At 40.1% G+C, this 7,880-nt stretch carries 10 protein-coding genes; 6 read left to right on the top strand and 4 right to left on the bottom strand.

Going from position 1 to position 7,880, the window contains the following annotated elements; translation table 11 throughout:
• The 4 genes from cysD to ACEW8U_RS06060 form a co-directional block, all read right to left on the bottom strand.
• A partial coding sequence (gene cysD / locus ACEW8U_RS06045) for a sulfate adenylyltransferase subunit CysD (protein WP_373521141.1) occupies positions 1 to 536 on the bottom strand: 536 nt, incomplete at its 3' end.
• Between the two features lie 152 nt (positions 537 to 688).
• Positions 689 to 1,393, bottom strand: a complete 705-nt coding sequence (locus tag ACEW8U_RS06050) for a phosphoadenylyl-sulfate reductase (RefSeq protein WP_373521142.1) — start codon at positions 1,391 to 1,393, stop codon at positions 689 to 691.
• Entirely contained in the window at positions 1,368 to 1,640 is a 273-nt protein-coding gene (locus tag ACEW8U_RS06055) for a DUF2061 domain-containing protein (protein WP_373521143.1), read from the bottom strand. The genes ACEW8U_RS06050 and ACEW8U_RS06055 overlap by 26 nt, the downstream gene beginning before the upstream one ends.
• A 73-nt stretch (positions 1,641 to 1,713) precedes the next feature.
• Complete coding sequence (locus ACEW8U_RS06060) at positions 1,714 to 2,130, bottom strand: Rrf2 family transcriptional regulator (protein WP_194973016.1); 417 nt, start codon at positions 2,128 to 2,130, stop codon at positions 1,714 to 1,716.
• 278 nt (positions 2,131 to 2,408) lie between these two features.
• On the opposite strand from ACEW8U_RS06060, the gene ACEW8U_RS06065 reads away from it, so the two are divergent.
• The 6 genes from ACEW8U_RS06065 (at position 2,409) to ACEW8U_RS06090 (ending at position 7,879) form a co-directional block, all read left to right on the top strand.
• On the top strand, positions 2,409 to 2,828 hold the full coding sequence (locus ACEW8U_RS06065; protein ID WP_373521149.1) for an ethanolamine ammonia-lyase light chain EutC: 420 nt from the start codon (positions 2,409 to 2,411) through the stop codon (positions 2,826 to 2,828).
• Positions 2,829 to 2,972: 144 nt separating this feature from the next.
• Complete coding sequence (gene cysS, locus ACEW8U_RS06070) at positions 2,973 to 4,466, top strand: cysteine--tRNA ligase (RefSeq protein ID WP_373521144.1); 1,494 nt, start codon at positions 2,973 to 2,975, stop codon at positions 4,464 to 4,466.
• Entirely contained in the window at positions 4,456 to 5,436 is a 981-nt protein-coding gene (locus ACEW8U_RS06075; RefSeq protein ID WP_373521145.1) for a M28 family peptidase, read from the top strand. Before cysS ends, ACEW8U_RS06075 begins: the two co-directional genes overlap by 11 nt.
• A gap of 24 nt (positions 5,437 to 5,460) precedes the next feature.
• Positions 5,461 to 6,486 carry a LacI family DNA-binding transcriptional regulator gene (locus tag ACEW8U_RS06080; RefSeq protein ID WP_373521146.1) on the top strand — a complete coding sequence of 342 codons (1,026 nt, stop codon included), beginning with the start codon at positions 5,461 to 5,463 and terminating at the stop codon, positions 6,484 to 6,486.
• On the top strand, positions 6,483 to 7,628 hold the full coding sequence (gene galK, locus ACEW8U_RS06085) for a galactokinase (RefSeq protein ID WP_373521147.1): 1,146 nt from the start codon (positions 6,483 to 6,485) through the stop codon (positions 7,626 to 7,628). The genes ACEW8U_RS06080 and galK overlap by 4 nt, the downstream gene beginning before the upstream one ends.
• 59 nt (positions 7,629 to 7,687) lie before the next feature.
• Complete coding sequence (locus tag ACEW8U_RS06090) at positions 7,688 to 7,879, top strand: hypothetical protein (protein WP_373521148.1); 192 nt, start codon at positions 7,688 to 7,690, stop codon at positions 7,877 to 7,879.
• The last annotated feature ends 1 nt before the right edge of the window (position 7,880 follow it).

Raw genomic sequence — 7,880 nt, forward strand, 5'->3', positions numbered from 1 at the left:
ACATTCTGACCTTGATGAATTTTGCCATTCAACATGTCAAAAAGCTCAGGACGCTGGTTTTTTTCATCCCATTGGCCAAAGTCATCTCGAACGGAAAAAACTCTTTCCTTGGCTCTTGCTTTTTCCTCATCTCTCCTAGCACCGCCTATACAAGCATCAAACTTGAACTCCTCAATGGCATCCAATAAAGTGGTAGTCTGCAAGGTATTTCTACTGGCATACCTGCCCCTTTCTTCCGTAACTTTTCCCTGATCGATGGAGTCCTGCACATTTCTGACAATCAATTCCAATCCCAACTCTGCCACCAATTGATCTCGGAACTGAATAGTTTCAGGAAAATTATGCCCAGTATCAATATGCAATAGCGGAAAAGGAATCCTTGCAGGATAAAATGCCTTTTGGGCAAGCCTGACCAAAGTGATGGAATCTTTACCTCCTGAAAATAACAACACAGGCTTTTCAAACTGCGCCGCCACCTCCCTTAGGATATGAATCGATTCTGCTTCTTTGGGATTAGGTATAAGTAGGTTTGACATAGTGATTAAATCTTTATGTTTTTTATTTCTTTTAAACTTCTTCATTCGATGTTCGATATTCATTATACTAAATCCCAAATTTCGAATGATGAATAATGAATGATGAATTCCGAAGTCTTGTGTTTTGTGTCTTGTGTCTTAAATCTTACGTCTTACTTAGCATGCAACCCACACTCTTTCTTTGACTCTTCCCACCACCATCTTCCTGCGCGGGCATCTTCACCTGCTGATATGGCCCTTGTACAAGGAGCACAGCCAATGCTGATGAATCCTTTGTCATGCAATGGGTTGTAAAGGATTTTATTTTCTTGGATATAGGAAATCAATTGATCATAAGACCAATCCAGCAAAGGATTGAATTTGATGATATGGTTGGCTTCATCCCACTCGATTTTTCTCATGGAGGAACGGTTGGCACTCTGTTCTGAACGAAGACCCGTCACCCAAATGCTGTTTCCTGCCAAAGCTCTTTTCAAAGTCTCAACTTTTCGCACATGGCAACAAGATTTTCTGTTTTCCACTGAATCATAAAAACCATTGATCCCGATAGTAGCTATAAGATTCTCAAGGGATGCCTTTTCAGGATATAATACCTGAATTTTTCTATTGTATTTACTTTCTGTTCTTGCTATCAAGTCCAATGTTTCAGGGAAAAGTCTACCAGTATCCAAAGAAAAAATATGGATCGAAAGGTCGTTATCTGCGATCAATTGGGTAATTACCTGATCCTCCTGTCCCAATGAAGTCGAAAAGACAACTTTTCTGGGAAAGAGATCTGACAAAAAGCCAAGCGCCTCTACAGGATTTAGCTTTTCAACTTTTTCACTCAAACTATGCAAATTCGTTTTTAGGCTCATCTTTTTCGATTTTTATGGCACCTTCCCAGGCGCGCTCGTGGAGATAATAAAGGGCTATTTTGGTGACCACTTCAATGGAACCAATGGACAGTGCCATTACCAATTGACCTGTCACAAAAAATGAAATCACCATGGTGTCGATGGTACCGACTATTCTCCATGAGATGGATTTGACAAAACTCTTGACATTGGTGTCCTGACCTTTGTTATTTACAAACCATTTTTTAAGAGGCTGATCTAGAATCATACATTTTTTATTAATCTCAAAAACAAAAGTATATAAAACCTATAAATATTATAGGGTAAATGAATAAAAAATTTTATTCTTTATCCAAAATATCTGCTAATGACTTGTTTTCTAACACGTTAAGCATTTCGTCTCTTACCTGAATCATTACCTTATTCAGTCCACATTTAACTTCACTTTTACATTCCACACAAGGTTCATAGTAATTCAGACTGACACATGGCAATAAGGCTATTGGCCCATCGAGCAAACGTATCACCTTGGAAAGCGGCACATCCTTGGGTTCTTTGATCAGGTAATAGCCTCCACCTTTTCCTTTTTTGCTACCAAGGATTCCGGCTTTTTTGAGTTCAAGAAGGATGTTTTCCAAAAATTTATGGGAGATGCCGTACTCCTCAGATATGTCCTGAATTAAAACAGTTTTTTGGTCCCTATGCTTGCCGAGGTAAGTCAGGGCGTGAAAAGCGTATTTGGTTTTTTTGGATAGCATAATTACAAAAATAGGGGAAAAATCGGGATGGCAAAGGATGGTGAATTGGTTTGCGCCTTAACCTTTGGGGTTTTCAAAACCCCGAAGGTCTTTTTAGCCAAGAATGAGCAAACTAATGAGGCTTTGTTTGAAACTCTTAGATCAAAATTATTTTTAGGTTAATTTTCGCACTACTAATTCCAACTTTGGTAAAGTTTCAATTCAAATTGGTTATTTTTAGGAATGACTCTGCGAAACTTTAAAGCGCTTTTTCAAATTCAAATAAAAATTAGACTTCAATTTCTGATGGATTAAATGCAAAGGCATTAATGGATGATGGACACTTATTCCCGTTCCTCCAAGAACTAACCGATCATCTCACCAAAAAAGTAATCAAAATCAGCCCCCAACCTATTGTTTTTACCCATGGAAGGGTAAGGGCAGGGTATGCTGCTGGGGAACATTTGTTCGGGTCACTTCCTATTTCCGACAGGCAAAAAGGGATCATTCATATCATTGGAGAAAGGCCCTGTTCTGGGCATCATAATTTTTCAGCTTACATTACAGCCACTTCAATATGCAAATGGGCCAACAATGGCTCCGTTGACCATGATATCACCAAAGTGGTTTCAGGGATTTCCGATACTGCGCTTCTTCCCTATCAAGCGGCAGAGGAGGTATCCAACATTTTTGATGATTTGCTAATAAAGAAGGTCTAATTTATCGGTTGTAAATCCTCTCAACTCCACTATTTTTAAACACACGTATAAAGAATACCTTTATTTACTCATTCCAATCCCCTATTTTGCAGGTTCAAACTCATACTTGGTACTTGGTACTATATACTTCGTACAATAAAACCCATGAAACAAAATACCCTCAAAATATACAACACGCTTTCCCGCAAGAAAGAAGATTTTGAAGCCCTTAGTCCTCCGCATGTAGGCATGTATGTCTGCGGACCAACCGTTTACGGTGATGCCCACTTAGGACATGCCCGGCCTGCCATTACTTTTGATACAGTCAATAGGTATTTGACTCATTTAGGCTATAAGGTCCGATATGTCAGGAACATCACTGATGTAGGTCACTTACAGGGAGATGCAGATGAGGGGGAAGATAAAATCGCCAATAAAGCCAAATTGGAACAACTCGAACCAATGGAAGTGGCACAGCAATATACTGATTCCTACCACCGTGATATGGAAGCACTGAATACCTGGAAGCCAAGTATAGAACCTCGTGCAACAGGCCATATTCCTGAACAAATTGCACTGGTTCAAGGGATTCTTGATGAAGGGTTGGGTTATGAAGTTAATGGCTCAGTTTATTTCGATGTACTGAAATACAACGAAAAATACCAATATGGCAAACTTTCGGGAAGAGTCTTAGAGGAATTGATGAGTGGAAGCAGGGATTTGGATGGACAAGGGGAAAAAAGAAATCAGGTGGATTTTGCTTTGTGGAAGAATGCTTCACCCGAACACCTGATGAAATGGGAATCTCCATGGGGAGTAGGTTTCCCCGGATGGCATTTGGAATGTACCGCAATGAGCTCTAAGTATCTTGGAAAACAATTTGATATCCACGGCGGCGGAATGGACTTGATGTTTCCGCATCACGAATGCGAAATTGCACAAGGGAATGCCTGCAACCATCAGGATCCAGCCAAATACTGGATGCATAACAACATGATCACCATCAACGGGCAGAAAATGGGCAAATCTCTGGGCAACTTTATTACTCTTCAGGAGTTGTTTACTGGAAAACACAATCTATTGGAACAGGCCTATAGTCCGATGACGATCCGTTATTTTATTCTTACTGCCCATTACAGATCTACCTTGGATTTCTCCAACGATGCCCTTAAAGCTGCTCAGAAAGGATACAAGAAAATCATCAACGGATTAAGAATTGCCAAAAATCTGGAATACACGTCCGAAGGAAATGAGCCATTGGACGAAAACCAAGTCGGTCAGGTTGAACAAAGTATTGCCAACGCTTTTAGGGCAATGGACGATGATTTCAATACCGCACAGGCAATCGGGCATATTTTCAACCTCCTGAAAAAAATCAATTCGATCTATACAGGCCAATTGAAGTCTCCAATTTTTGGAAAAGAGGTTTTTGATAAAATGATCAGTACCTATCTGGTTTTCGTAGAGAATATCTTGGGGCTAAGTGAGGAAAAATCTGATAACCAACAGGGTTTATTAAATGTACTCCTTAAACTTTATACAGAAGCCAAAACTGCCAAAAATTACGATAAAGTAGATGAAATCAGGTCGGCATTAAAAGAGTTGGGATTTGTAGTCAAAGACATGAAGGACAAAATAGATTGGGCTTATGAAGAATAGACAAGGTTTGATTTATTTGCTACTATTGTTTATCTGGTCCTGCGGAGCTGACAAAGGCGCTGATACAGTTCAGCAGCAGATCAGTTACAAACCTGTTCCTGAATTTTCGGCTGATTCTGCCTATCACTTTATCCAAAAACAAGTGGACTTTGGCCCAAGGGTCCCCAACACAGAAGGTCACCGCAACACCAAAGAATGGCTGATCAAAAAGTTTGAGGGATTTGGATTGGAAGTGCAAACGCAGGAGTTTCAGGCGACTACGTATGACGATAACCTTTGGGATTTGACCAACATCATCGCGTCTTATAATCCTTCTGCCAAGAAGAGAGTGCTTTTGGCTGCTCATTGGGATACACGAAGGGTTGCGGATAAGGATACAGAAAGGATTGATGAACCTATTGATGGTGCCAATGACGGAGGTTCGGGTGTTGCTGTATTGCTGGAAATTGCTAGAGTAATCCAACTTTCTGATTTAAAACCTGAGATTGGATTAGATTTTATTTTATTTGACGGAGAGGATGACGGTGAACCTGAACATACCAATTCGCGCGACAATTCTCAGATTTGGTGGTGTTTAGGTTCGCAACATTGGTCCAAAACACCTCATGAAAAGGGGTATGCTGCCTATTATGGAATTTTGGTTGACTTGGTGGGTGCTAAAGGAGCTAGGTTTTACAGAGAAGGTTATTCCATGCGCTATGGCAAAAACATTGTGAATAAAGTATGGAATTTCGCATCAGAATTGGGATATTCAGACTTCTTTATCATGAGGGATGCTCCTGAAATCATTGATGATCATGTTTTTGTCAATCGTGATGCTGGGATTCCAATGATAAATATTGTCGAATTTTCCCCTGATTACGGCTTTGGCCATTATCATCATACGCATTCTGATAATATGGACAACATAGATAAAAGATGCCTACGAGCAGTAGGGCAGACCGTATTATTTACCCTTTATCAGGAATAAAATATCCCAATAACCACACAGACCATGAAGAAAGGCCATCAGGTAACGATGAAAGAAATCGCCAAAAAATTGGGGGTTTCGGTATCAACTGTTTCACGGGCATTGAAAGACTCACCCGAGCTTCACAAGGATACCAAGCTCCGAATTGTGGAAATGGCCAAAAGTATGAACTATCAATACAACTTGCTTGCACAAAGTCTTAGGATATCAAGGAGTAAGGTATTGGGGGTAATTGTTCCTGAATTGACTTCACATTTTTTTTCAAGCAACATCAGTGGCATTCAGGATACCGCATACAAGAGAGGCTACAATATCATGATCTGTCAGTCCAACGAATCCTATGAACAAGAGAAAGCCAATGTCAGAACACTTGTTTCAAGTCAGGTAGATGGCCTTTTGATTTCCCTGAGCAGAGAAACTAAGACCTATGAACATATTCAGGAGCTTTATGACCGGGAAATTCCCTTTATCATGTTTGACAGGGTGACAGAAGAAATTCCCGTTTCAAAGGTGACAGTAGATGATGCTCATGGAGCCTATTTGGCTGTACAGCACCTATTGCATCAAGGCTGTAAAAAAATAGCCTATTTCTCTGGACCAGAGGATCTCTATATCAGTAAAAAAAGAAAAGAAGGGTATTTGGAAGCTTTAGCTGAATATAATATTTCCGAAAACAACAGTAAAGTGTATTACACAGACCTTACACCAGAAATGAACAGACAAGTGACTTTGGAAATGCTGGAAAGTGAGGATATTCCAGATGCAATTTTTGCCATGATTGATCCCCTTGCATTGGATGTAATGTTGGTCTTGAAGGAAAAAGGAATCAAAATTCCAGAGGATATCGCATTGGTTGGATTTACCAACAACCCTACTTCTGCAGTCGTAGAGCCTTCACTTACTACTGTTTCCCAGCCAGGTTATGAAATGGGACAACTTGCGGCCAATCACCTATTGGACCAATTGGATGAAATCGTGTCGGATGATCCCCAATCATTTGTTCTGCTTACAACATTGGTTGAGAGAAACTCTTCGAAGAAAAAACAATGACAGATAATATAATTACCACATTTAAAGAAACATTTTCCAAAGAACCTCTTGTAGTTTATTCCCCTGGAAGGATTAACCTTATCGGAGAACACACTGATTACAATGAGGGCTTTGTCATGCCTGCTGCAATCGACAAGAAAATGATTGTGGCCATAGCTGCAAATCAAAGTCGGCAAGGGCGAATTTATTCAATGGATTTTCAAGAGGAATTTGTATTTGATTTGGATTCTTTTGGTCCTTACAAAGGTCATTGGGCAACTTACATTATGGGAGTAGCCGCCCAACTTCAACAGGCTGGATACGCTGTTCAGGGATTTGACATGGTCTTTGGCGGAGATATTCCTGTAGGTGCGGGATTGTCCTCCTCTGCCGCTTTGGAGGCTGCTGTTGGATTTGCGATGAGCACGCTATTTGGCTTTCATATATCAAAAAGGTCTTTAATCCATTATGCCCAAAAAGCAGAACATGTTTTCGCAGGAGTTCAATGCGGCATCATGGATCAATTTGCCTCTGCAATGGGAAAAAAAGGCCATGTTATCCGTTTGGATTGTCGATCACTTGATTTTCATCATTTTCCCCTTCAGCTTCCTGATCATAGCATTTTGCTGATTGACACCTGTGTCAAACACTCATTGGCAGACTCGGCATACAACAAAAGAAGGGAAGAATGCCAAACTGGTGTAGCGGCCGCCCAAAAACTGTATCCTGAAATCAAATCACTCCGTGATATGGATTTGAAAGTTTTGGATGCTATTAGGTCAGATATCACCCAATTAGTTTATAACCGATGTAAATACATCATTGAAGAAAATAATAGGGTTTTAGCTGCCTCTGAATTATTGGACAAAGATGACCTGAAAGGTTTTGGTGAAAAAATGTACCAGTCGCATGAAGGGCTCAGCAAGCTGTATGAAGTCTCTTGTCCTGAACTTGATTTTTTGGTTGACTATTCCAAGGACCTTGATGAGGTATTGGGAAGCCGGATGATGGGTGGCGGGTTCGGTGGCTGCACCATCAACATTGTGGAAAAATCAAAAGTCAAAACCCTTCAAGACAGCATCAAACCTGCTTTTGAATCCAAATATGACGTTACTCCAAAGTTTTATGAGGTGAGTTTGGAGGAAGGTACTGGGCTTTTGTAATTTCTGAAAATCAAATGTGATGATAGTGTTAAATCCATCTTAAAGTAATAAATTTAGGTATGAAAGTTCCCGTTTTAAAAAAATATCTGATTCAAATTGCTGATCGATTAACTCCTGAATCAACCTTAGAAGACGTTTATGACCAACTTTCTTTACTTGCGGACATCGATGAATCCGAATTGGAGGAAGAGAAAGGTGAAGTTTTAAGTCATGAAGAAGTTATCAGTAAATCACGGGAATGGCTAAAATAAT

The organism is Aquiflexum sp. (assembly GCF_041751335.1).
In the GTDB taxonomy this organism is placed as follows: Bacteria; Bacteroidota; Bacteroidia; order Cytophagales; family Cyclobacteriaceae; genus Aquiflexum.

Coding starts and splice junctions, on each gene's coding strand:
- ACEW8U_RS06050 (WP_373521142.1), bottom strand. CDS start 1,393: ATGAGCCTAAAAACGAATTTGCATAGTTTGAGTGAAAAAGTTGAAAAG.
- ACEW8U_RS06055 (WP_373521143.1), bottom strand. CDS start 1,640: ATGATTCTAGATCAGCCTCTTAAAAAATGGTTTGTAAATAACAAAGGT.
- ACEW8U_RS06060 (WP_194973016.1), bottom strand. CDS start 2,130: ATGCTATCCAAAAAAACCAAATACGCTTTTCACGCCCTGACTTACCTC.
- cysS (WP_373521144.1), top strand. CDS start 2,973: ATGAAACAAAATACCCTCAAAATATACAACACGCTTTCCCGCAAGAAA.
- ACEW8U_RS06075 (WP_373521145.1), top strand. CDS start 4,456: ATGAAGAATAGACAAGGTTTGATTTATTTGCTACTATTGTTTATCTGG.
- ACEW8U_RS06080 (WP_373521146.1), top strand. CDS start 5,461: ATGAAGAAAGGCCATCAGGTAACGATGAAAGAAATCGCCAAAAAATTG.
- galK (WP_373521147.1), top strand. CDS start 6,483: ATGACAGATAATATAATTACCACATTTAAAGAAACATTTTCCAAAGAA.
- ACEW8U_RS06090 (WP_373521148.1), top strand. CDS start 7,688: ATGAAAGTTCCCGTTTTAAAAAAATATCTGATTCAAATTGCTGATCGA.